The organism is Vibrio sp. UCD-FRSSP16_30 (assembly GCF_001676025.1).
Classification (GTDB): domain Bacteria; phylum Pseudomonadota; class Gammaproteobacteria; order Enterobacterales; family Vibrionaceae; genus Vibrio.
Genome location: NZ_LZFW01000008.1, coordinates 1 through 22008, shown reverse-complemented (window position 1 = coordinate 22008; position 22008 = coordinate 1). Strand labels below are relative to the sequence as shown.

At 41.2% G+C, this 22008-nt stretch carries 24 protein-coding genes and 6 tRNA genes; 17 read left to right on the top strand and 13 right to left on the bottom strand.

The window, feature by feature from the left end; translation table 11 throughout:
- Window positions 1-345 precede the first annotated feature (345 nt).
- Both A9260_RS05765 and A9260_RS05760 read right to left on the bottom strand, forming a co-directional pair.
- Window positions 346-906 (bottom strand): outer membrane beta-barrel protein, encoded by a 561-nt coding sequence (locus A9260_RS05765; protein ID WP_068697059.1) that lies wholly within the window; start codon window positions 904-906, stop codon window positions 346-348.
- 175 nt (window positions 907-1081) lie between these two features.
- The gene (locus A9260_RS05760) at window positions 1082-1726 is read right to left on the bottom strand and encodes a helix-turn-helix transcriptional regulator (protein WP_068697145.1); all 645 of its coding nucleotides are present in this window, start codon (window positions 1724-1726) and stop codon (window positions 1082-1084) included.
- Between the two features lie 527 nt (window positions 1727-2253).
- On the opposite strand from A9260_RS05760, the gene A9260_RS05755 reads away from it, so the two are divergent.
- From A9260_RS05755 to A9260_RS05740, 4 genes are read left to right on the top strand one after another with little or no spacing between them, the layout of a single operon-like run.
- Complete coding sequence (locus A9260_RS05755; RefSeq protein ID WP_068697057.1) at window positions 2254-2748, top strand: hypothetical protein; 495 nt, start codon at window positions 2254-2256, stop codon at window positions 2746-2748.
- A gap of 23 nt (window positions 2749-2771) precedes the next feature.
- Entirely contained in the window at window positions 2772-3095 is a 324-nt protein-coding gene (locus tag A9260_RS05750; RefSeq protein WP_068697056.1) for a carbon storage regulator, read from the top strand.
- 52 nt (window positions 3096-3147) lie between these two features.
- Entirely contained in the window at window positions 3148-3792 is a 645-nt protein-coding gene (locus A9260_RS05745) for a C39 family peptidase (protein ID WP_068697054.1), read from the top strand.
- A gap of 10 nt (window positions 3793-3802) precedes the next feature.
- A complete protein-coding gene (locus A9260_RS05740) occupies window positions 3803-4342 on the top strand; it encodes a hypothetical protein (RefSeq protein ID WP_231892570.1) in 540 nt (179 codons plus the stop codon).
- 35 nt (window positions 4343-4377) lie between these two features.
- Here A9260_RS05740 and A9260_RS05735 read toward each other — a convergent pair whose 3' ends face one another.
- Together A9260_RS05735 and A9260_RS05730 are read right to left on the bottom strand one after the other, a co-directional pair.
- Complete coding sequence (locus tag A9260_RS05735) at window positions 4378-5361, bottom strand: hypothetical protein (RefSeq protein ID WP_068697052.1); 984 nt, start codon at window positions 5359-5361, stop codon at window positions 4378-4380.
- 211 nt (window positions 5362-5572) lie between these two features.
- Window positions 5573-5649 (bottom strand) — tRNA-Pro (locus tag A9260_RS05730).
- A 412-nt stretch (window positions 5650-6061) separates the two neighbouring features.
- On the opposite strand from A9260_RS05730, the gene smrA reads away from it, so the two are divergent.
- Together smrA and rluF are read left to right on the top strand one after the other, a co-directional pair.
- On the top strand, window positions 6062-6655 hold the full coding sequence (smrA, locus tag A9260_RS05725; RefSeq protein ID WP_068697051.1) for a DNA endonuclease SmrA: 594 nt from the start codon (window positions 6062-6064) through the stop codon (window positions 6653-6655).
- Window positions 6656-6663: 8 nt separating this feature from the next.
- On the top strand, window positions 6664-7665 hold the full coding sequence (rluF, locus tag A9260_RS05720; protein ID WP_068697050.1) for a 23S rRNA pseudouridine(2604) synthase RluF: 1002 nt from the start codon (window positions 6664-6666) through the stop codon (window positions 7663-7665).
- A 78-nt stretch (window positions 7666-7743) separates the two neighbouring features.
- On the opposite strand, the gene A9260_RS05715 is transcribed toward rluF, so the two are convergent.
- Entirely contained in the window at window positions 7744-8187 is a 444-nt protein-coding gene (locus tag A9260_RS05715) for an Lrp/AsnC family transcriptional regulator (RefSeq protein ID WP_068697049.1), read from the bottom strand.
- 112 nt (window positions 8188-8299) lie between these two features.
- On the opposite strand from A9260_RS05715, the gene A9260_RS05710 reads away from it, so the two are divergent.
- Window positions 8300-8932, top strand: a complete 633-nt coding sequence (locus A9260_RS05710) for a LysE family translocator (protein ID WP_068697048.1) — start codon at window positions 8300-8302, stop codon at window positions 8930-8932.
- Between the two features lie 40 nt (window positions 8933-8972).
- Here the strand turns inward: A9260_RS05710 and ybaK are convergent, their stop codons facing one another.
- The 8 genes from ybaK to hemA all read right to left on the bottom strand — a co-directional run bounded on the left by ybaK (window position 8973) and on the right by hemA (window position 16518).
- Window positions 8973-9446 carry a Cys-tRNA(Pro) deacylase gene (gene ybaK, locus A9260_RS05705; protein WP_068697047.1) on the bottom strand — a complete coding sequence of 158 codons (474 nt, stop codon included), beginning with the start codon at window positions 9444-9446 and terminating at the stop codon, window positions 8973-8975.
- Window positions 9447-9460: 14 nt separating this feature from the next.
- Complete coding sequence (gene ushA, locus A9260_RS05700; protein ID WP_197485255.1) at window positions 9461-11116, bottom strand: bifunctional UDP-sugar hydrolase/5'-nucleotidase UshA; 1656 nt, start codon at window positions 11114-11116, stop codon at window positions 9461-9463.
- Window positions 11117-11226: 110 nt separating this feature from the next.
- Entirely contained in the window at window positions 11227-12078 is an 852-nt protein-coding gene (gene kdsA / locus A9260_RS05695; protein ID WP_068697046.1) for a 3-deoxy-8-phosphooctulonate synthase, read from the bottom strand.
- 25 nt (window positions 12079-12103) lie between these two features.
- Window positions 12104-12913: a SirB1 family protein gene (locus A9260_RS05690; protein ID WP_068697044.1), complete on the bottom strand. Its 810-nt coding sequence runs from the start codon at window positions 12911-12913 to the stop codon at window positions 12104-12106.
- Window positions 12914-12916: 3 nt separating this feature from the next.
- Window positions 12917-13300 carry a SirB2 family protein gene (locus A9260_RS05685; RefSeq protein WP_068697043.1) on the bottom strand — a complete coding sequence of 128 codons (384 nt, stop codon included), beginning with the start codon at window positions 13298-13300 and terminating at the stop codon, window positions 12917-12919.
- A complete protein-coding gene (prmC, locus tag A9260_RS05680) occupies window positions 13300-14160 on the bottom strand; it encodes a peptide chain release factor N(5)-glutamine methyltransferase (RefSeq protein WP_082957066.1) in 861 nt (286 codons plus the stop codon). The genes A9260_RS05685 and prmC overlap by 1 nt, the downstream gene beginning before the upstream one ends.
- Window positions 14161-14163: 3 nt before the next feature.
- Window positions 14164-15252, bottom strand: a complete 1089-nt coding sequence (prfA, locus tag A9260_RS05675; protein WP_068697042.1) for a peptide chain release factor 1 — start codon at window positions 15250-15252, stop codon at window positions 14164-14166.
- Between the two features lie 15 nt (window positions 15253-15267).
- Window positions 15268-16518, bottom strand: a complete 1251-nt coding sequence (gene hemA / locus A9260_RS05670) for a glutamyl-tRNA reductase (RefSeq protein WP_068697041.1) — start codon at window positions 16516-16518, stop codon at window positions 15268-15270.
- 114 nt (window positions 16519-16632) lie between these two features.
- Here hemA and lolB point away from each other — a divergent pair, with 114 nt between their 5' ends.
- The 10 genes from lolB (at window position 16633) to A9260_RS05620 (ending at window position 21943) form a co-directional block, all read left to right on the top strand.
- Entirely contained in the window at window positions 16633-17259 is a 627-nt protein-coding gene (gene lolB, locus A9260_RS05665; protein WP_068697040.1) for a lipoprotein insertase outer membrane protein LolB, read from the top strand.
- Window positions 17256-18128 (top strand): 4-(cytidine 5'-diphospho)-2-C-methyl-D-erythritol kinase, encoded by an 873-nt coding sequence (gene ispE / locus A9260_RS05660; RefSeq protein ID WP_068697039.1) that lies wholly within the window; start codon window positions 17256-17258, stop codon window positions 18126-18128. Before lolB ends, ispE begins: the two co-directional genes overlap by 4 nt.
- A 26-nt stretch (window positions 18129-18154) precedes the next feature.
- Complete coding sequence (locus A9260_RS05655) at window positions 18155-19102, top strand: ribose-phosphate pyrophosphokinase (RefSeq protein WP_068697038.1); 948 nt, start codon at window positions 18155-18157, stop codon at window positions 19100-19102.
- A gap of 198 nt (window positions 19103-19300) precedes the next feature.
- The gene (gene pth / locus A9260_RS05650; protein WP_068697036.1) at window positions 19301-19891 is read left to right on the top strand and encodes an aminoacyl-tRNA hydrolase; all 591 of its coding nucleotides are present in this window, start codon (window positions 19301-19303) and stop codon (window positions 19889-19891) included.
- Between the two features lie 10 nt (window positions 19892-19901).
- Complete coding sequence (ychF, locus tag A9260_RS05645) at window positions 19902-20993, top strand: redox-regulated ATPase YchF (RefSeq protein ID WP_068697034.1); 1092 nt, start codon at window positions 19902-19904, stop codon at window positions 20991-20993.
- 320 nt (window positions 20994-21313) lie between these two features.
- A tRNA-Met gene (locus tag A9260_RS05640) sits at window positions 21314-21390 on the top strand.
- Between the two features lie 53 nt (window positions 21391-21443).
- Window positions 21444-21528: transfer RNA gene (locus tag A9260_RS05635), tRNA-Leu, on the top strand.
- 29 nt (window positions 21529-21557) lie between these two features.
- A tRNA-Gln gene (locus A9260_RS05630) sits at window positions 21558-21632 on the top strand.
- A gap of 80 nt (window positions 21633-21712) precedes the next feature.
- A tRNA-Met gene (locus tag A9260_RS05625) sits at window positions 21713-21789 on the top strand.
- Between the two features lie 69 nt (window positions 21790-21858).
- Window positions 21859-21943, top strand: a tRNA-Leu gene (locus A9260_RS05620).
- Window positions 21944-22008: the final 65 nt, after the last annotated feature.

Genomic DNA, 22008 nt, shown 5'->3' with positions numbered 1-22008 from the left:
ACAACTTACTTTTAACTCTAAATACAAAGTTACTGTATGAAATAGTGACCAAGCAAAAAAACATACTAATAACAACAACTAACAATATTTTGTTTTTCAGGAATAAATCACAAAAAAAAGAAATCACACCAATAAAAAGATCGACCACACTGATTAAGCCATTCTTTCATAATAAAATGTGCTCAAACACTAAATTTTCATTGAGAATTAACTTTAAAGTAAGAGATAAAAGGAGAGTAAATCAAGCTGGGAGGTGTCTGTGGATGCTGATTAGTATCATGCAAAAAAATGCACTGGCTTATTCTTAAACCAATGCATTTGTATACCGTTACTGTGTGAGACTGGTTAGAACCAATGATAAGTTGCTGAAATGCCGTAATAATTTATATCTGGACCACCAATATCATTATACCAAGTGTACTCTAGTGCTCCTGACCATTTTTTATGAAGTTGATACTCAACCCCAATACCTAAATGAGGAGTCCAGCCTTTGTCATCTTCATAGACATTTTCACCATTTGCATTCCATTCATAGGCTTGAAAGCCTACTTTGCCGAATACCGATAAGCGATCCACCAATTCGTAAGATCCCTTCGCGGTTAAATCCAGTGTTTTTGCATCATAACTACCCGAAACATCCTTTAAATCGGCTTTACCTAAGTCATGATAACCTAACTCAAACGCCAACCATGGTAAGGCTTGAATACCAAAAAATGCGCCCCAAGAAAAAGGGGAGTCATCGACACTGGTAGCATCGGTAACTGATGATCCTAAGTCACCATAGTTAGCACTGCCTAATTTTACTCCCCCATAAAAATGAGAGAATGTAATATTGTCAGACTCAGCTGAGGATGCAGTTGATGAAATCAACAGCATCAGGGGAATCGTGAGAATGTGCTTTTTCATTAGCTTTATATCCTTTTAAGCTACTTCAAGATCTAACCATCCTTAATGGTAGACCTTGTAATTAATCAAACCTTTCTACTTAGGGTCAATTGTAGCTTTAAAACAAAATTTGCGTTAAAAATGTGATCTATCTACACGATGAATTGAATACTCAGAATAGAGTAAAGGTAAGCTGCTAGGATTTAGTCAATGAGTAATCATTCATTCGCGCATACCTAACAGCGTCATGTCGAGAATGAACATTGAGTTTTTTATACAGCTTATAGATATGACTTTTTACAGTACTCTCAGATAAAAATAAGCGAGATGCGATCTGTTTATTGGATATTCCGTAGGCAAGAAGATCCAAAATTTGTTGCTCGCGAGATGTTAGACCTGAATCTTGTTGTTCACTAGAAAGATCACTGCATCGATAATTAGAGACTAATCGCTCCATATAAGGGCGTGGCAACCATAAGCCTCCATTTAAAATATATTCAATACTTTCATTGATGTGCTTTATTAATGCGTTTTTCGATAAAACTCCCTTCAATTGCTTCCAACGTAAAATGTCTTCATCAACTAAATTTGCAGGAACATCATGCACCAGCAAAGGCCAATTGAGCACGTCAAAGTCCGGAAGCAAACACCGCCCTTCCATCGCACATAAATAGCTATGTTCAATTAATACAAGATCAGTCACCAAACTATGACTTTTTGAAATGGCTTCCTCTGGTAAATAGACTAATACATTTAAATCTAGACAAGATGACAGTTGTTTTTCTAACAAACTCGTCTGTAGATTCTTCTCCGCTAAGATCAGTAGATTTCTAGTGCTCATTGGTAACGCTCTAGTAGTGGCTAACATGACAACTTAGCTATGCCACCATCCTTTGTGCTGGTTAATATTTATACAAAAATATAGTTCAAAGTTAACCATAGAGAAAGCAATTAGTACTAACTAAGACTGAGTTCATGCCCAATCTAAGCCTTAAACATGCCGTAATTCTTCTAACGAAAACGGCTCATACTTACTGTTAAGAACTTGTTTTTCGGAGGTAAAAACATTCGAATCATTAGTACCCGTAAATTAAGTCATTCACTGATAATTTTCACTCTAAACCTTAGTCAAACTATTTTAACATTCCTATTCATACTCAAAACAACCTTTCAAAAAAACCACGTTAATTAACTGATTTAAAAGAAATTAATATTAATAAAACATCAATCCATACGATCAGTGCCATTTGCTCAACCCCAGATTAATTTCTCTTACCTATAATCACAGAACTCTCGAGGAGCTGTGAGAGTAACGTAGTATTTTGCAACAAACCTCAACTGAAGAAGAAAGGAAACGGGGAAATTATTATGAGTCTATACAAAACAAACCTAGCAATTGCCTTTGCGGCCATTTTACTTAGTGGTAGTGCTTTAGCTGGTGGTGGTGGTGGTGGTAATGGTGGTGGTGGTAATGGTGGTGGCGGTGATTCAGAGGACCCAGTAGAAGCTGCTGCATCACAAACAACTTCAACATTGGATATTAGAGATAGTTTTACATATGATGAACGTAATAGTATCGACGTCAAAGCAAATGTTGTTGTCGCTAATTCAGATCTAAAGGGAGCCGTCAGAGGTAATGATGCCAATGTTAATGGTAACTTTGGTAGTAGTCAGGATAAGCCAAGCAAAGACAAAGATGTACCTCCTACAGGATCAGCCGCAGGTGCACTCAATGTTACTACTTCAAATTCTATAAACGGTATGAGTCACATTGCTGGTATTACAACAGTTGCGCAAAATGCTGGAGCAAACTCACTTGTTCAACAATCTGTGAATACCAATGCCAGCTTACACAGCAACTAAACCAAAGTAGCTAGGAGGTAACGATGCGCTCGGCACTGTATACACTAAGTTTAATACTGACCTTCTATGTACAGGCTGAAGAAATCGCGTTACCTAGCTCGGCAGTATCTATCGATATCATGGAGCAATCTAGAGGAAAAAAACACGTGGAGATGGATTTCACAAGTTTAGCTTCTGATATCGATGGTGCTATTGATGGTAACGTAGCCGACAACACGGTAAGTGGTAGTAATATCATGGCTTCAGGCGCATTTTCGGATAATTCTGGTATATCAAGTGTTATTCAAAACACAGGTAATAATGTCCTAATTCAGAATTCAACCATAGTGAACCTGAGTATTAAGTAGATTAGATATCGTTATGGAAAAAATAAGGCAATGTCTAATAACGTTGATGCTGATGAGTCTATCAGCATCAACTTTTGCTATCGACTTTCTACCCCATAGGGCGAACTACTCTATTCCTGTAAAAAGTTACAAAGAAAATGTATTTGGTGATGTGTATCTTCAGCAATACGACTTTAGCTGTGGATCTGCAGCCCTAGCCTCACTGCTACACTTTCACTATCAGCGTCCACTCAAAGAACAACAAATATTTGATGTAATGTACGAGCAAGGCGATAAAGAAATTATCAATAAAAGCGGATTCTCACTTCTTGATATGAAGAACTACTTAGGATCGATTGGCTTAAATGCTGACGGATTTAGAATCGACTTAAAGACAATACGAGAACTTGGTGTTCCTGGAATTACCCTTATAAATTTCGATGGGTATATGCACTTTGTTGTTATTAAAGGCATAACCGATAACAAAGTAATTTTGGGTGATCCCTCTCGTGGAACATTAGTGATTTCAATTGAAGATTTTGCCCCTTACTATCAAGGGTTAGTCCTGTTAGTTCGCAATGAAGCTAACATAGGTCGAGAAGGCTTTATTCAAGATGAGAACTACTCTCTTTATCAATCTTCTCCTTTAGATACAGGGATATCTAGAGAATCTTTAGGGGTATTTAGCATTACACTACCAGTCTCAGGCGACTACTAGGAGTAATATTATGAATAGTAAGCTCACTACAGCATTGGCTTTGTATCTTTTACATAGTGGCTTGTCATATGCCAATGAAATTAACCTTCCAAGTAGTCATGTTATAGATGATACAACACTGTCTACTATGCGTGGTGGATTCAAATTGGCAAATGATTATATTGTCGATATCGGAATTAGTATCAGCGCAGCAGTAAACGGTAAAAACATTTATAGAACGACCATTGCCAATCTTGTATTTCGTAATGGGACGCTAACAGCCGGCTCAACCAAACAAGCTCAAGAAACCGCAGTAAATTCAAGTTTGGTCAATATAGTTCAAGTTGGTAAAGGCAATGTCATTGCCAACACACAGGCGCCTTATGAGCAGTCACAGGCTTCTGCTACAGTCACCAGTTCTAGTATTATCAATATTATTCAAAATACACTAGACAATAGTGTGCTCGGTTTAGATACAGTGGTTGATATCGATGCACAGGTGAAAGGAGTAAACAAGCAGATTCAAGATGATCTTAGACTTAAAAGCTCTATGCTAAATCATCATTATTAACCCATGTTTGATAGTCGAAAAAGTAAACCTACATATTAGAAGTAATACGGCACTCTTAGAGCAAGCTGAAAATCAGGAGTATCTTCGGTTAATCCAGCTTGCGCACTCACGTTCAAAGAAGAGCGCTCATTCATTCTCAAGTTAATCCCAACCGTTAAAGAATCTAAATGAAGTAACTTAGCATCATCAGATTTCTGTCCATTGATCTTACTCTTTAAAATTGTTTTATGGCTAACACCTAATGAAAACGAAAGATCTGGATTTACTGCAAAGCCCATCCCCCCACCAAGAGAAATAGTATCCCCTAGCTCGATTTTCTGTTTATCGCCACCTATCTCTACCGTATCACCGATATTATAGATATAGCCTAAATTGACGAATAAGACTGCTGGATCAGAAGGGTAAAGCATCGTCAGACTAGGCTCGACACTCCAAAAACCAGAACCTGTTGAAACATCTTCTAGCGTATTGGTCGATTCATCAATATCTATTTCATAAGGAGAGCGACCTGTGCGCGTTTTAACTCTTAAACCCCCTATCCAATAGGGAGTGCTATTAAAGTTAAACTGATGGCGCAATCCAACTTCTAAATCCCCAATAGAGCCACCGCTATTAGATAGATTAATCACGTCACTGGCACCATCTTCGATAGGTCGAACAATGACCTGATCATTGCGATATACGTAAGGTAAACGTAACTCGAACTCAGTCGCATTGGTTAAGCCAAGCCTTGCTGTTAAACCAAATGTTGTCGTTACATAGTCAGCATCACTTACCTCTATACGCCCAACAATTAATGTTGGAAGAACGGTATAACCCACAACTGAAACTCGATTTGAAGTATTTTGAGTAAAGCTAAGAGATCCTTCTAATGACCAAGTTCCTTTAGGGGAGAGGACGCCAGGTTTGTCTATAACATCACTGACTGTCAAAGTGACATCATTGCTCTCTTCTGCAAAAATATTTTGACTCATACACAGTAGAGCTGTGCCACACCAGATATTCAGTTTGCCTAACATCCCAAGCTCCCTCTTACGCGCAGTGTTTAATTTTTAGACAATTTTTCACTTAAAGGCAAATATCTGGTTAAAAATAAATCAATTGCAGGGTATAAAGAAATGTAATGAGGCAGCAAAAGTAGAATGGAAAAAGCAGAAGGGATAATTAAAAATAACAGTTTTGACGTTCAGAAACGACGAAGCCCCGCAACAAGTGCGGGGCTTCTAAATGTGGTCGGTGAAGAGGGATTCGAACCCCCGACCCTCTGGTCCCAAACCAGATGCGCTACCAAGCTGCGCTATTCACCGATATTTTTTATTTAGGAACTTCCTAAAACTCAACCAGAACAATCACTCTTTCCTGTTGAGAAGCCGTATAATACTGATATTTTCGTACGGTGCAACACCTAATTTTAGAAATTATCTAATGTTTATTTTATATGCCTATTTATTGCTCTATATCGCATATAAATCAAAATTAACCGCCACAACCAATGACAATCAGTTTCATATTGATGACACTTGATCTGGATCATGACAGCATTTTACTCAGCACTTAACATGAATTACTCATTCAGTTATGAATGTGTATCTCCTCACTACATCTGTTAGCAACCGGTTGTTGCGCCGAGGTAATCTATTACCTCGGTTTTTATTTATTAAGTGACGTTCGTCATTTTCCAATTATAATCTCCCTATCTCAAACAATTTCTTGATTTCTATGTCTGAAGAATTTGACAATGATTTTTCCTTTCAGGAAATGATGGGAGACGTAAAACCTCTCTCACACAATACTGCTGTACATAAAAAAGCCCATATAACGGATGAAAATCACCTATTGAGGCAAAGAGCGGCAGTGAGTATTGAAGAAGAATTGCCTGAATATTTAACGCTTGATAATGCCCCGATGCTAAAACCAGACGACATTATTGAGTTTAAACTTAGTGGTGTTCAAGATGGTGTCTATCGAAAACTAAGACTTGGAAAGTACCCTATCCAAGCAAAGCTAGACTTGCATCGAAGAACTTTAACCCAAGCAAGAGACGAAGTAGTCCATTTCCTTAAACAATGTTTAAGGCTAGAAGTTAGAACACTCATTATTGTGCACGGCAAAGGGCATAACTCCACGCCACCAGCACTGATGAAAAGTTATGTTTCTTTTTGGCTACAACAACTCAATGAAGTACTTTGTGTTCATTCAGCTCAACCTTTTCATGGTGGAAGTGGCGCTGTATACGTTATGCTGAAAAAGAACACAGAAAAGAAACTAGAGAACCGAGAACGACACCAAAAACGTCTTGGCAAACTCATATAGAGAGAACTATGTCCGACAACGCAAAGCGATTAAATAAATTCATCAGTGAGACAGGTTATTGCTCACGTAGAGAAGCTGACAAACTGATTGAACAAGGCCGAGTAACCATTAACGGTAAAATACCAGAGATGGGCACGAAAGTTCTGCCTGAAGATGACGTTCTTGTGGATGGCAAATCCTTGAGAGCAAAACGTAAACCTATTTATATTGCACTCAATAAACCAACAGGAATTACCTGTACCACCGAGCGCGATATACAAGGAAACATAGTTGATTATATCGGACATAAAGAACGTATCTTTCCTATCGGACGTTTAGATAAGCCTTCTGACGGGCTTATCTTTTTAACCAACGATGGTGATATCGTAAATAAAATTCTACGTGCCGGTAATAACCACGAAAAAGAATACGTTGTTCGTGTTGATCGAGCGATTACGCCTGAATTTCTAATGAAAATGGGCAACGGTGTATCAATCCTAGATACAGTCACTTTGCCGTGTAAAATTACTAAAGAATCCGAATACAGTTTCCGTATCGTATTAACTCAAGGTTTAAACCGTCAAATTCGACGTATGTGTGAAGCATTAGATTATCGAGTATTCAAGCTTCGTCGCGTACGCATAATGAATATTACAATTGATGGCATTCCTAACGGTAAATGGCGTTACCTATCAGACGATGAGGTCAAAACCTTACTTGAGCTAAGTGATGGTTCGGTCGGTACCGAAGAAGCATCTAAGCAAGATGCTAAAGGTCAGCGCATAAGAAGAGCAACTGACGCTAAACTGTATGACAACCGAGAAGAAAACCAAGCGTCTCGTGCACGTCGTAACCGTGATGATCAGAGACAAGTGTTCGATGGTAAGTTTTCACCAAGCAGACATAGACCTAATGATAAATCATCAACTGGTAAACCTGCCGGCAAAAAAAGCTATGTCAAGGCTAAGCCATCGACTTCAAGTGATGCACCTAAGCCACGCATCAAAGGCACATTAACGCTTAAAAGATAGATTCAGCGTTAATAAAGCCATTAACACTAAATGACTGGCAACCGATTAACTGCGCAATGAGTAGATTTTAAGCGCAGTTTATTGCCTTTCATCTTTAGGTGAGTCCATCACAACCATAGTGGTGATGGACTTAACATATTCACACTCCCCCAGAACATCGGCATGAATGCGTTTATACGACGCAAGATCGCAGGTTTCTATTCTTAATAAATATTCATTTGCCCCGGTGATGTTGTGGCATTCCACCACTTCATCGACAAAATATACATGCTCTTCAAACGCCAGTTGCGCCGCTTTACTGTGAGAAGAAAGTCCAATAGAAACATAAGCAATAAAAGCAACGCCTAGCTGAGAATGATCAAGCACAACCTTATAGCCTTTAATCACCCCTTTGCGCTCAAGATCTTGCACTCTTCTTAATGTTGCAGAGGCTGATAATCCCACTTGATTAGCTAGCTCAACATTAGCCACCTTTCCTGATTTCTTTAGTGCCTGCAATATTCTTTCGTCAAAACTATCCATATTGAATTTTTATTGTCACATATAAGGGAATTAGCATTAATATAAGCAAATAATCGCACTAACCTCCACTTAAAATTGTTTCATAAATCACCCAATATTGAAAAGTGACATCATGGAACTTCAACAATTTAGTGCGCTATTACTCTTTGCATTGGTATCCACATCCACTCCTGGACCAAATAACATCATGCTGATGAGTTCAGGCGCTAACATAGGTTTTAAGAAAACCATTCCACACATGTTAGGGATAACGATTGGCTTTGCTTTGATGTTGATCCTGGTTGGCATTGGGCTTATCGGGACATTCAATAGCTATCCTCAAAGCCACGCAGTATTAAAATATGTCAGCTTAGGGTATTTACTTTATTTGGCGTTCAAAATAGCCAGTAGCAAAATAACAAGTAATAAAGTAGTCACTAGCAATAAAGTAAAAACTAACGATGCAGAAAAAGCTAATACCACCTTTAAACCAATGGGTTTCTTAGCTGCGGCCAGTTTTCAATGGCTCAACCCAAAAGGCTGGTCAATGGCTCTAACTGCTATTACCTTATTTACCGCCTCTGGTGCGTGGATAGAGCTAATCATCGTTGCGGGTGCATTCACCCTTGCTAACATCCCATCCGTTACGCTGTGGACAGTAGCAGGCAGTCAGTTGCAACAATGGCTGACAACGCCGTTACGGATAAGAGGATTTAATATCGCAATGGCATCCCTGCTGCTATTAACGGCTATACCTATGTTGTAACGTACGTTATAGCATCAGTTGTAGCGTCTATTATGAATAGTCACTCAGCTAAGTCAGTAAAGCTTCCTTGGACTTGCAAAGCGAGATGTTGCGGGGACATTTCAATTTCAAGACCACGCTTACCACCGCTAATACATAGCGTCGTTAGTAACTCTGCACTTTGGTCAATAAAGGTGGGTAGGCTTTTTTTCTGCGCCAGCGGGCTAATGCCACCAACTAAGTACCCTGTAATCTTTTGCGCTAAGATAGGATCAGCCATGGCCGATTTTTTTAACTTATTGGCTTTTGCCGCGAGTTTAAGGTTGAGTTTTTTGTTGACGGGAATAACCGCGACTGCAAGGCCTTGGGCGCTGCCATCTAAGGAAAAGAGTAACGTTTTAAACACCTGCTCTGCGGGTTTACCTGTCGCTTCAACCGCTTCCAAGCCAAAGCTGTTATGGTTTGGATCATGCTTATATTGATGAAGCTCAAAAGGTACTTTGTTCTTTTTCAATAAACGCACAGCAGGTGTCATAGTATTCTCTTATTTTATGGGTAACTCACCTCTCCCGTCGGAGCGTATTGAGTTACATCAATTGGACTATGAGTTTTAAGATACTCCTTCAATACTTCGGCATCAACGAAACCTGTGTTTACAAAACCGGGATGTTGAGTAAGTACTGGATACCCATCGCCACCAGCGGCATTAAAGCTAGGGATACTAAAACGATAGATTTCGTTTTCATTGAGAGGCTTACCGGCTATTTTAATGTCTTGCACGCCGGATTGAGTCACTGTCATGCTAATGCCTGCAAACTGCGCATACGCGCCAGAATCTGTCGGTTTTGTCGCGACGACATTCAGATATTCAACGACCTCTTTGCCTGTCATATCGACATAAGTAATGATGTTGCTAAACGGCTGGACAGTGAGAACATCTTTATAGGTAATATCCCCTTGTGCAATAGAGTCTCTAACCCCTCCGGAGTTCATCACCCCAAAATCAGCTTTAGCTCGCTGCATATGCGCTGTTGCAATAAGATGACCAAGGTTGGTTTGTTCAAACCTGACTTTATTACGGTCGCCTTCGAGCTTGCCATTAGATTGTGCGATTTTTACATTCAGCTGCGCTTGACCTTGCTCTTGATAAGGCGCTAAAAAATCTTCGACATCAGAATCAGGCTCAATTTTCTCACCGACAATAACGCGCTGTTTCTTACCATCGACTTTAACTTTTTTAGTTAAGTTAATAGGCACAAGCTCATAGTGAACAAGATTTAGTACACCATCTTTATACTCATAATCGGCGCGACCAACGTATTTACCCCACTCGAAAGCCTGCATAATCCAAGTACCATTTTGTTGGTCTGGCTGACACTCATCACCGGGCTTAAATTGTTGTTTAACTAAATTGGGACCTTCCATACATACAGGCTCTTGGGAATGCCCACCAATCACCATATCCAATGCACCTTGAGGAAGATAACGCGCCAAAGCCACATCACCTGGAGCATTGCCGCCATGCTTGCCATCTTGGTAATGGCCCATGTGGGTCACTGCAATCGTAATATCGGGCTGCTCTGTTAACTCTATATCTTGCAGTAATTGTTTCGCTTCAGGTTTTGGGTCTCTAAACTCCAATCCTTGAATATATTCTGGGTTACCAATCTTGGCAGTATCTTCTGTAGTGAGACCAATAACCGCAATTTTTAAGCCGTCTTTTTCAAACATTTCATAAGGTTGAAATTTACGCATTTGACTTTGCTTGTCATAAATATTGGCAGACAGCATCGGAAATTGAGCCCATTGCTGCTGCTTTTCTAAGACTGACAACGGATTATCAAATTCATGGTTACCAATGGCCATTGCGTCATAGCCTAAAAGCGTCATTCCTTTAAAGTCAGGTTCGGCATCAAGTAAGTCAGATTCAGGAACACCGGTATTAATATCACCACCAGACAGCAATAACACCACGCCACCTTCAGATTCCACTTCATTGCGAATTTGATCGATGAGCGTCTTTCTTGCCGCCATCCCAAGCTCACCGTATTTATTAGGCCAAAAACGCCCATGGTGATCATTGGTGTGCAAGATTGTTAGATTTTGTGCCTTATCAGTCTCGACAATTGTCTCTGATGCACAGCCTACGGTTAATCCTCCTACCGCAGCTGCCAGTAGCAATGACTTAATACTTAACTGTTCCATAGCGCTTCTTTTCTAATGAAATATATTAGAAAAATAGCAACAAAAAAACGGGCTTGCGAATGCAATGCCCGTTTTTATTATAACAATCACAGAGTGTAGAAATATAAACTCTATTTGATATCGATCTGCGCAAAACTCTTGATTAAATCATCTAGTGATTTCATTTGAGCTAAGAAAGGTTCAAGCTTATCAAGTGGTAATGCTGAAGGTCCGTCGCAGCGTGCATTATCTGGATCTGGGTGCGCTTCAATAAATAGACCGGCAATACCCGTTGCTAGACCGGCTTTTGCAAGTTCAACCGTTTGCTCACGACGACCACCTGAAGCTGCGCCACTTGGATCGCGCATTTGCAGTGAGTGCGTGACATCAAAAATGATTGGACTGCCGTTTGATACTTTTTTCATTACGCCAAAACCAAGCATATCAACCACAAGATTGTCATAGCCCATGCACGCGCCGCGTTCACATAGAATAATCTTGTCGTTGCCACATTCAGCAAACTTATCAACGATGTTACCCACCTGATTTGGGCTCATGAATTGCGGTTTCTTCACATTGATCACCGCACCCGTTTTAGCCATTGCTTCAACAAGATCGGTCTGGCGAGCCAAGAATGCAGGTAATTGAATCACATCGACTACCTGAGACACAGGCAAAGCTTGCGCTTCAGTATGCACATCAGTAATGATCTTTACGCCAAATGTTGCTTTTAGCTCTTCAAAGATTTTCAGCCCTTCTTCAAGGCCTGGACCACGATAAGAATGAACAGAGCTACGGTTAGCTTTATCAAATGAAGCTTTAAATACGTAAGGAATGCCTAAACGATCGGTGACTTCAACGTACTGCTCACAAGCGCGCATCGCAAGATCACGGGATTCAAGAACATTAATCCCACCAAATAGAGTAAAAGGCTTGTCATTGGCTACAGGAATATCACCAACCTGAACAATTTTTTGTTGCATATTCATCTCTCTTAATTGTTGATAGCTAGTGCAGAACCACTGGCTCATCGTTAATGGCGTTTAGCTGCAGTCTTAACATGTCGGCTGCTGGATCTTCAGGACAGTTATCGATGAAGAACTCGTAATCTTGTCTGGCAATTTGAAAACAATTTAATTGCTGATAGATAAACCCTCTATCACGGATTTCATACGGATCTTCTGGAACTAAGCTTAATGCAATATTGCTACAAGCTAGAGCTTGAGTATAGCGCTCTTCACGCATCAAAGCGCCTTTTAGCACGCCAAGCCAACGACCAATAATGGTGGAGGTATCAGCTATCGATAAGTGCTCGGGCTTCAACATTGCCGCGTTGCCTTCCGCCCCTTTCAGCCAAGACTGTAAGGTGTGTTTAGCGACATACTCACCATCAAATGGATTAATATAATCAGGCTTCATTCCCGGCCACTCAACAACTAATAAAAACTGAGTTGGAAAACTCACCCCTTTAATTGGAAAGCCAAGCTTACGGGCCAAATAAAGCAACAAAGCCCCTAAACTGACAGGAATGCCTTTTTTGCGTTGCAATACTTTTTCAATAAATGCGTTATCTGATGAGAAGTAATTTTCGCAATCCCCCTCAAAGCCCCATTGCTGATAAAACAGACGTAATAAGGCATCAAAGCGCGCTTTCTCATGAGTTTCTTTCGATAAAACCTGCTCGGCTTCATCGAGCATTTTTTCTAACTGAAGTTCAACCCAAGTGGCATTCACTTCTGGATCGACTTGAGCGCAAAGACGCAAAGCGCCTTCCACTAACTCTAAATCATCAAGACCTTTAAACCACAGATCTGGCATTTCTTACCCCATTAATATTGGCATCTTTGTCATACCAATTTTAAATGCCATTAATAACCAACCCATTGCACCTAAAAATGCAAAACCACGTAGCAGTTGGTTTTTACCCATTCGCAATGCAAATACGCCAAGAGCGATATACGCAAGCAGGCAAGTAAATTTCTCTGTTAGCCACTCAGAACCCGGCTTAAATGGAACCCAGCCGGTCACAAGCAATAACATAATGCCAGAAAGGATAAGCAGGCCATTAACAGCATGCGGTACAACTTTAATGAATTTCTTCTCTTGTAACGGTGATTTTGTCACCATTAAAATATACTGAGTCAAGAACAGTCCTGCGCTCAGTGCGATTAACATTAAATGAATATGTTTTAGCGCAACGTACATTATTTTATTCCCTTAAATTGTCCTAAAGTCACTCTATCTTGACCGGTATAGTCTTGCTCGGTAGATACGGATTGATAACCCATATCGATTAATATTTGTCGTGTTCCTTCGCCTTGCTCAAAGCCATGTTCCATTAATAACCAACCGTCATTTGCAAGGTATTCCCTAGCATGCCTCGCGATATAGCGTAGGTCAGCAAAGCCATTGTCTGCAGCAATCAAAGCTGAGTCTGGCTCAAAGCGAACATCACCGGCGGATAAATGCGGATCGTGCTCATCAATATAAGGAGGGTTAGAAACAATCACTTGAAAAGGCCCATCGTCCACGACAGGTTCAAACCAACTTCCTTGTAAAAAACAAGCATTATTGATACCTAAATGATGAGCATTTTCGGTGGCCAAACGTTGAGCATCTGACTGCAAATCAACACCAATAAATTCAGTATTTGGACACTCTGATGCTAGTGCAATCGCAATTGCACCTGTTCCAGTGCCCAAATCAAGTACCTTTAAAGCACTTGACGATATGATTTTATCGAGCGCGAGTTCCACTAACCGTTCGGTATCAGGGCGAGGGATTAAGGTTGTCGGAGAAACTTTAAACGGCAGCGACCAAAACTCTCGTTCGCCGACAATATAAGCGATCGGTTCTCCACTTATACGACGTTTTAATAGTGCATCAAAACGTTCAGATTCAACTTCTGTTAACTGACGTTCAGGCCAAGTCAGTAAATAGCTGCGAGGCTTTTGCAACGCATGACAAAGCAATACGGATGCATCAAGCTTGGCAGACTCTGAACCTGACTCCATTAAACGTAGAGTCGCTAAATTTAGCGACTCTTGAATACTAGCAAAAGGCACTGCTTAGTGATTCTCTGCCAATGCAGCAAGTTGGTCCGCTTGGTGCTCTGTCATAACAGGATCGATCAGGGCGTGTAAATCCCCTTCCAATATTTCGTTTAGACGATATAAAGTCAGGTTGATACGGTGATCTGAAACGCGGCCTTGAGGGTAGTTATAAGTACGAATACGGTCACTACGATCCCCTGAACCTAATAAGTTACGGCGAGTATCAGAGACTTCCGCAGCGCGCTTAGCTTCTTCAGCTTGGTTAATACGAGCGGCAAGTACCGACATTGCTTTAGCTTTGTTTTTATGCTGAGAACGCTCATCCTGACACTCTACTACTGTACCTGTTGGTAAGTGAGTAATACGAATAGCAGAATCGGTGGTGTTTACGTGCTGACCACCTGCGCCTGATGAACGGAAGGTATCTATTTTCAGATCGCTGGCTTTAATTTCTGGAAGATCGGCTTCTGGAATTTCAGGCATAATTGCCACAGTACACGCAGAAGTATGTACACGACCTTGAGATTCAGTTTCTGGTACACGCTGCACGCGGTGACCACCAGATTCAAACTTCATAGTGCCGTATACGCCGTCACCAGAAATTTTAGCGATGACTTCTTTATAGCCGCCTTGCTCAGAGTCATTTGAACTCATTACTTCAACACGCCAGCCTTTCTTTTCAGCAAATTTTGAATACATACGGAATAAGTTACCCGCAAATATACCGGCCTCATCACCACCAGCGCCTGCACGAATTTCTAAGAAACAATTACGCTCATCATTTGGATCTTTTGGTAACAGAAGAATTTGCAACTCATCCGTTAGCGATTCAATGTTAGCTTTTGCATCTTTTATTTCTTCCTGAGCCATTTCTTTCATCTCAGGATCATCTTCAGCTGCCATCTCTTGCGCCGCTTCAAGATCTTCTTGAGCTTGCTGATAGGCTTGGAAGCACTTAGTGACCTCCTCTAGCTGAGAGTATTCTTTTGAGAGCGCGCGGAACTTGTTTTGATCACCGATAACACCAGGATCACCAAGTAAGTGCTGCACTTCTTCATAACGCTCAACTAGCGTCTCCAATTTTACTAATATAGATGCTTTCATATTCTTCTTAATTGGTTATAGGTCTTCAAGACCAAGGCCTTTTCTTAATACAGCCAAATCGTCTAACTCTCCCTGCTCTGCTGCTTCTTGAAGCGCTTTAGTCGGAGCATGGATAAGTTTATTGGTCAGTTTGTTGCTTAACTCTAGTAATACTTTTTCTGGATCACCACCGGAGCTCAAGGTCTGTAAACTTTTTGCTAACAGCTCTCGACGCGCCACATCAGATGCATGTCGGTAATCTCGGATACTTTCTACCGCTTTTCGAGAACGTAACCAGCTTTTAAACTCTTTACTCTCAATCGCGATAATCTTTTCTGCTTGAACTGCCTCGGAACGACGCTGTTCTATGTTTTGGTCAATAATGGATTGTAAATCATCAACAGTATACAAATACGCATCACTTAACTCTGACACTTGCGCTTCTATATCTCGTGGCACTGCAATGTCTATAAATAGAATCGGTTTATATCTGCGAGATTTAAGGGCACTTTCTACCATACCTTTACCTATAATAGGAAGAGGACTTGCGGTAGAGCTAATGACTATATCAGCATTTGCCAGTGCTAATGGTATTTCACTTAGGCTGATAACTTGCGCATCAAACTGGTTGGCTAAACTTGACGCTCGTTCTCGAGTTCGGTTTGCCACTGTCATTTGTCGGCAACCATTATCAGATAAATGCTTTGCTACAAGCTCAATGGTTTCACCAGCGCCAACTAATAGCACCTTAGAACGATCTAATGATTCAAATATATGTTTAGCCAAAGTACAAGCGGCGTAAGCCACAGATACCGCACTGCCACCAATGTCAGTTTCTGTTCTCACACGTTTCGCAACTGAGAATGCTTTTTGAAATAGCTTGTCTAGATTGCCATGTACAGTGGCGTTTTCTTTGGCGTCAGCATAAGCTTTTTTTACTTGTCCAAGGATCTGAGGTTCACCTAAAACCAAAGAGTCCAAACCACAAGCCACTCGCATTAAATGCTGAATAGCCTCTTCACCTGTATAAGTATAAAGACTCGGCTTTAAATCATCGGCCTTCACTTGATGAAAACCTATCAGCCAATCTACAATATCATTACTATTTTCTGTATCAACATACAGCTCTGTGCGATTACAGGTAGATAAAATCACACTTCCTTTGACCGTTGGCATGGAATGTAACTGTTGAAAGGCATCGTTCAGCTTATCTGGAGAAAATGCGACTTTCTCTCTCAGATCAACTGAAGCAGTATTGTGATTGATACCTATGGTCAATAGCGGCATGGATTACTTAGACAGACAAAACAAAGGGGTAATTTTACTTGAAGCACTACAGCAATAAAAGGGGCTTTATTGTATCATTGCCTCAAACCTTGAATCATAGCGCGAATTCTTGATATGCAAATCACTCAAACGCCTTTTTTTTGGAAATGGTTGGTCAGGTTTACACCGGTTTTGCTAGTACTAGCACTATTTGGGTGTGAAAGTACTCAGCATACACCTATTCATAATGTTCAATATCAAGCTCACCAACAGAAACTAGCGGCTCTCAGCCACTTTAAAATATCTGGAAAGCTTGGCTATATAGGCCCAACACAGCGCCAAAGCCTCAACTTCCATTGGAAACAATCCCCAGACAGTAGTGAACTGCGCTTATCTACTTTTTTAGGTAAAACAGTGCTGAGTCTAGTCATGGATCAAGACGGTGCTAAAGTGACGGATATGCAGGGTAAACGCTACTTTGATAAAGATGCGGACCTGTTATTTTATCAATTAACCGGAATGCGCTTACCCATTATCCATATGCGAGATTGGATCAAGGGGCAACCCACCGGCGCTGATGCATTTCAAGTATCTGACAACGGCACACTGGCCTCTTTAGAACAAAACCAAGCACAGCAAACTTGGATAATGGATTATAAAGGCTATCAGGAAGTGGATAATGTTATCTTACCCAACAAGATGACGCTTTCTAGCCCCCCTATCAAACTGAATATCATCATCAGCAAGTGGGAAACACAATGATAAGCACCTCTAGCACATGGCCCTCCCCTGCCAAGCTCAATCTTTTTTTATACATCACTGGTCGTCGCCCTAATGGCTATCACGACTTACAAACTCTCTTTCAGTTTATCGACTTTGGTGATGAGATAACGATTAAGGCTAATAGCAGTGGTGAAATCTCGATCACGCCGCAGTTAGAGGGTGTTCCTACTCAGCAAAATCTTATCTGGAAGGCGGCGGTTGCCCTAAGAGAGCAAGTTGGCATCGCGTCATTAGGCGCAGATATCCAGATTAATAAAATACTGCCAATGGGTGGAGGTATCGGTGGTGGTTCATCTAATGCGGCCACCACTCTTGTTGCCCTAAATTATTTATGGCAATTAAACCTGCCTTTAGTGCAACTGGCACAAATAGGTCTAAAATTAGGGGCTGATGTTCCCGTTTTTGTGCAGGGGTTTTCCGCATTTGCTGAAGGGGTTGGTGAAAGCTTGACTAAAGTTGACCCACAACAGAAATGGTATTTAGTAGTAAGACCGAATGTGAGCATTTCAACTGCGGACATATTCTCACACCCAGATTTGACCCGAAATAGTATAAAACGCAGTTGGCAAGAGCTAAAAAGTAGTCCTTACGAAAACGATTGCGAAAAAATTGTGCGTTTACTGTATCCAGAGGTTGATAAGCAACTTTCATGGCTGTTACAATATGCGCCGTCAAGATTGACGGGAACAGGGTCTTGCGTTTTTGCAGAGTTTAATACTCAACAAGAAGCAAAAGCCATACTAAGACAACTCCCCGAAAATACAACAGCATTTGTTGCACAAGGAAACAATATATCTCCTTTGCACCTGACATTGGCGCAGTATTCTGCCCAAAATCAACCCGATTAACTGGACGCAACCTTGAGGTTTCCACCGTGCCTGATATGAAGCTATTTGCTGGTAACGCAACACCTGAACTAGCCCAACGCATTGCTGATCGCCTATATATTTCTCTAGGTGATGCTACTGTAGACCGTTTTTCTGACGGCGAAGTCGCTGTACAAATTAATGAAAACGTTCGTGGTAGTGATGTATTTATCATCCAATCTACATGCGCACCTACCAATGATAACCTGATGGAATTGGTAGTAATGATTGACGCTATGCGTCGTGCTTCTGCCGGCCGTATTACAGCTGTAATCCCTTACTTCGGCTACGCTCGCCAAGATCGCCGTGTGCGCTCTGCTCGTGTGCCAATTACAGCAAAAGTAGTCGCTGACTTCCTATCTAACGTTGGTGTTGATCGCGTTCTAACTATCGATTTACACGCGGAGCAAATCCAAGGGTTCTTCGATGTACCAGTAGACAACATTTTCGGTACTCCAGTTCTTCTAGAAGATATGGCTAACCGTGGTCTAGAAGATCCAGTTGTGGTATCTCCTGATCTAGGTGGCGTTGTACGCGCTCGTGCAACGGCTAAAGCGTTAGGCGATATCGATATCGCTATCGTTGATAAGCGTCGTCCTCGTGCAAACGTTTCTGAAGTAATGAACCTTATCGGTGATGTTGAAGGTCGCGATTGTGTTATCGTTGATGACATGATTGATACTGGCGGTACTTTATGTAAAGCAGCTGAAGCTCTTAAAGAGCGTGGCGCTAAACGAGTATTTGCTTACGCTACACACGCAGTATTCTCTGGTAGTGCAGCTAAAAACATCAAAAACTCAGTACTTGACCAGGTGATCATTACCGATTCAATTACATTGAGCAAAGAGATGGCCGCTACAGGTAAAGTTTCTCAGTTAACTTTGTCTAGCATGCTTGCAGAAGCTATTCGTCGCATTAGCAACGAAGAGTCTATCTCAGCGATGTTCAGCAACTAATCATGCTTAGCAACTCGTTGAGTTGTTATACATTTAGTTCTAGCGAACCAAAATAAATTCAAGAATCCCGGTCCTTACTATTAAGCGCCGGGATTTTTTACTCTTAGCTATTTCTTACCCTAAACTCAGTTGCGTGCTATCATATCGCGCTTTTTATTGTCACAGACTATCATTGTCACCTATTACGAGAGCGAAATCTTGAGCCAAGAAATCAAATTACTTGTCGGTCTGGCAAATCCCGGACCTGAATATACGAGAACACGTCACAATGCAGGCGCTTGGGTAGTCGAAGAATTAGCTCGTATACACAATGTGACACTAAAAAATGAACCTAAGTTTTTTGGTTTAACCGGTCGAATCACTGCCAGTGGTTACGATCTTCGCCTTTTGGTTCCAACCACCTTCATGAATCTTTCAGGAAAATCAGTCGCGGCACTGGCTAAGTTTTATCAAATAAAACCGGAAGAGATTATGGTCGCCCACGATGAACTTGATCTACCACCAGGTGTTGGCAAATTCAAAAAAGGCGGTGGCCATGGCGGTCACAATGGACTAAAAGACACCATTAGCAAATTAGGTAACAACAAAGAATTTTACCGACTACGCATAGGCATAGGTCATCCCGGTCATAAAGACCGAGTTGCGGGCTATGTATTAGGCAAAGCTCCAACGAAAGAGCAAGAATGCCTAGATGCAGTAGTCGACGAGTCCGTTCGCAGCTTAGAGATATTGCTAAAAGACGGTTTAACTAAAGCACAAAATCGCTTACACACGTTCAAAGCAGAATAAGGTTTTAATCATGGGTTTTAAATGTGGCATCGTTGGTCTTCCAAACGTTGGTAAATCAACACTATTCAATGCACTTACTAAAGCAGGTATCGAAGCGGCTAACTTCCCGTTTTGTACTATCGAACCAAATACAGGGATAGTACCTGTACCCGATCTACGTTTAGACGCTCTTGCTGAAATCGTAAATCCACAAAAAGTTCTGCCAACTACAATGGAATTTGTAGACATTGCAGGTCTGGTTGCTGGAGCATCTCGTGGTGAAGGTCTAGGTAACAAATTCCTAGCAAACATCCGTGAAACTGATGCGATCGGTCACGTTGTTCGCTGTTTTGAGAATGAAAACATCGTTCACGTTTCAGGTAAAGTATCACCAATTGAAGATATTGAAGTCATCAATCTTGAACTTGCGCTTGCCGATCTAGACAGCTGTGAACGTGCAATGCACCGTAATGCTAAGAAAGCAAAAGGCGGCGATAAAGACGCTAAATTTGAATTAATGGTTCTTGAAAAGCTACTTCCAGTATTAACTGAAGGCGGCATGGCTCGTACTCTTGAGCTAAGCAAAGAAGAACTAGCAGCAGTTGGCTACCTAAACTTCCTAACGCTTAAACCAACAATGTACATTGCAAACGTTGCTGAAGACGGCTTTGAAAATAACCCATACCTAGATCAAGTTCGTGAATTTGCAGAAAAAGAAAACAACGTAGTTGTTCCTGTTTGTGCCGCTATCGAATCTGAAATGGCAGAGCTTGACGATGAAGATCGTGCTGAATTCCTTGCTGATATGGGCATTGAAGAACCCGGTCTAAACCGCGTGATCCGTTCTGGTTACGATCTGCTAACACTACAAACTTACTTCACAGCCGGTGTTAAAGAAGTTCGCGCTTGGACTATCCCTATTGGGGCAACAGCGCCACAATCTGCAGGTAAGATCCACACAGACTTTGAAAAAGGCTTCATCCGCGCAGAAATTGTTGGTTACGATGATTTCATTCAATTCAAGGGTGAAAGTGGTGCTAAAGATGCCGGTAAATGGCGTCTAGAAGGTAAAGATTATATCGTTAAAGATGGTGATGTTATTCACTTCCGCTTTAACGTTTAACCTATTACCTGATACTTGACCTAAATTAGAAAGATCGCTTTGGCGATCTTTCTTTGTTTTATCGACGGTTTAATTTATTTCGCAATATTCATCTTGTTTATCACGTTGCTCTTTATGCTAAGTCACTCGTCTCAATTTGATAAGAACGGCGATGATTCATCGACTTTTTTGCATAAAAACAGGACGCTTTGTTTAAAAAAAGTTCGAACAGACCGTTACAGACGAAATCTTCAAAAAAACTATTGACGGTTTCCGGCTATATACGCATAATGCGCTCCGTTCTCGACGCTGTATTGCAGCATTGAGAAAAGGTAATAAATGGCTACTTAGCTCAGCTGGTTAGAGCACATCACTCATAATGATGGGGTCGCAGGTTCAAATCCCGCAGTAGCCACCATATACAATGCTTTATTGATTAACCAATTGATCAGTAAAACTACAGAATAAGCTGCGGACGTGGCGGAATTGGTAGACGCACCAGATTTAGGTTCTGGCGCCGCAAGGTGTGAGAGTTCAAGTCTCTCCGTCCGCACCATTATTTAGATATCTTAATGATATCATTGTTGGGCTATCGCCAAGCGGTAAGGCACTGGCTTTTGATGCCAGCATTCCCTGGTTCGAATCCAGGTAGCCCAGCCACTATTTATTTCTAGATTTTCAAAGAAAATCATTGGAAATAAAGCGAGTTTAGTTTATCCTCACTCGCTCAAAATTAAAGTGGCTACTTAGCTCAGCTGGTTAGAGCACATCACTCATAATGATGGGGTCGCAGGTTCAAATCCCGCAGTAGCCACCACTTACAATGTTATTTAGACGAACCATGAGTCTTCTTAACTATACTCTTCGCTAGAGTAAAAGCTTTGCTGCGGTCGTGGCGGAATTGGTAGACGCACCAGATTTAGGTTCTGGCGCCGCAAGGTGTGAGAGTTCAAGTCTCTCCGACCGCACCATTATTTAGATATCTTAAATGATATCACTGTTGGGCTATCGCCAAGCGGTAAGGCACTGGCTTTTG

Bases quoted from the DNA above. Each gene is read 5' to 3' on its own strand.
- A9260_RS05765 (WP_068697059.1), bottom strand. From the start codon at position 906: ATGAAAAAGCACATTCTCACGATTCCCCTGATGCTGTTGATTTCATCA.
- A9260_RS05760 (WP_068697145.1), bottom strand. From the start codon at position 1,726: ATGAGCACTAGAAATCTACTGATCTTAGCGGAGAAGAATCTACAGACG.
- A9260_RS05755 (WP_068697057.1), top strand. From the start codon at position 2,254: ATGAGTCTATACAAAACAAACCTAGCAATTGCCTTTGCGGCCATTTTA.
- A9260_RS05750 (WP_068697056.1), top strand. From the start codon at position 2,772: ATGCGCTCGGCACTGTATACACTAAGTTTAATACTGACCTTCTATGTA.
- A9260_RS05745 (WP_068697054.1), top strand. From the start codon at position 3,148: ATGAGTCTATCAGCATCAACTTTTGCTATCGACTTTCTACCCCATAGG.
- A9260_RS05740 (WP_231892570.1), top strand. From the start codon at position 3,803: ATGAATAGTAAGCTCACTACAGCATTGGCTTTGTATCTTTTACATAGT.
- A9260_RS05735 (WP_068697052.1), bottom strand. From the start codon at position 5,361: ATGTTAGGCAAACTGAATATCTGGTGTGGCACAGCTCTACTGTGTATG.
- smrA (WP_068697051.1), top strand. From the start codon at position 6,062: ATGTCTGAAGAATTTGACAATGATTTTTCCTTTCAGGAAATGATGGGA.
- rluF (WP_068697050.1), top strand. From the start codon at position 6,664: ATGTCCGACAACGCAAAGCGATTAAATAAATTCATCAGTGAGACAGGT.
- A9260_RS05715 (WP_068697049.1), bottom strand. From the start codon at position 8,187: ATGGATAGTTTTGACGAAAGAATATTGCAGGCACTAAAGAAATCAGGA.
- A9260_RS05710 (WP_068697048.1), top strand. From the start codon at position 8,300: ATGGAACTTCAACAATTTAGTGCGCTATTACTCTTTGCATTGGTATCC.
- ybaK (WP_068697047.1), bottom strand. From the start codon at position 9,446: ATGACACCTGCTGTGCGTTTATTGAAAAAGAACAAAGTACCTTTTGAG.
- ushA (WP_197485255.1), bottom strand. From the start codon at position 11,116: ATGGAACAGTTAAGTATTAAGTCATTGCTACTGGCAGCTGCGGTAGGA.
- kdsA (WP_068697046.1), bottom strand. From the start codon at position 12,078: ATGCAACAAAAAATTGTTCAGGTTGGTGATATTCCTGTAGCCAATGAC.
- A9260_RS05690 (WP_068697044.1), bottom strand. From the start codon at position 12,913: ATGCCAGATCTGTGGTTTAAAGGTCTTGATGATTTAGAGTTAGTGGAA.
- A9260_RS05685 (WP_068697043.1), bottom strand. From the start codon at position 13,300: ATGTACGTTGCGCTAAAACATATTCATTTAATGTTAATCGCACTGAGC.
- prfA (WP_068697042.1), bottom strand. From the start codon at position 15,252: ATGAAAGCATCTATATTAGTAAAATTGGAGACGCTAGTTGAGCGTTAT.
- hemA (WP_068697041.1), bottom strand. From the start codon at position 16,518: ATGCCGCTATTGACCATAGGTATCAATCACAATACTGCTTCAGTTGAT.
- lolB (WP_068697040.1), top strand. From the start codon at position 16,633: ATGCAAATCACTCAAACGCCTTTTTTTTGGAAATGGTTGGTCAGGTTT.
- ispE (WP_068697039.1), top strand. From the start codon at position 17,256: ATGATAAGCACCTCTAGCACATGGCCCTCCCCTGCCAAGCTCAATCTT.
- ychF (WP_068697034.1), top strand. From the start codon at position 19,902: ATGGGTTTTAAATGTGGCATCGTTGGTCTTCCAAACGTTGGTAAATCA.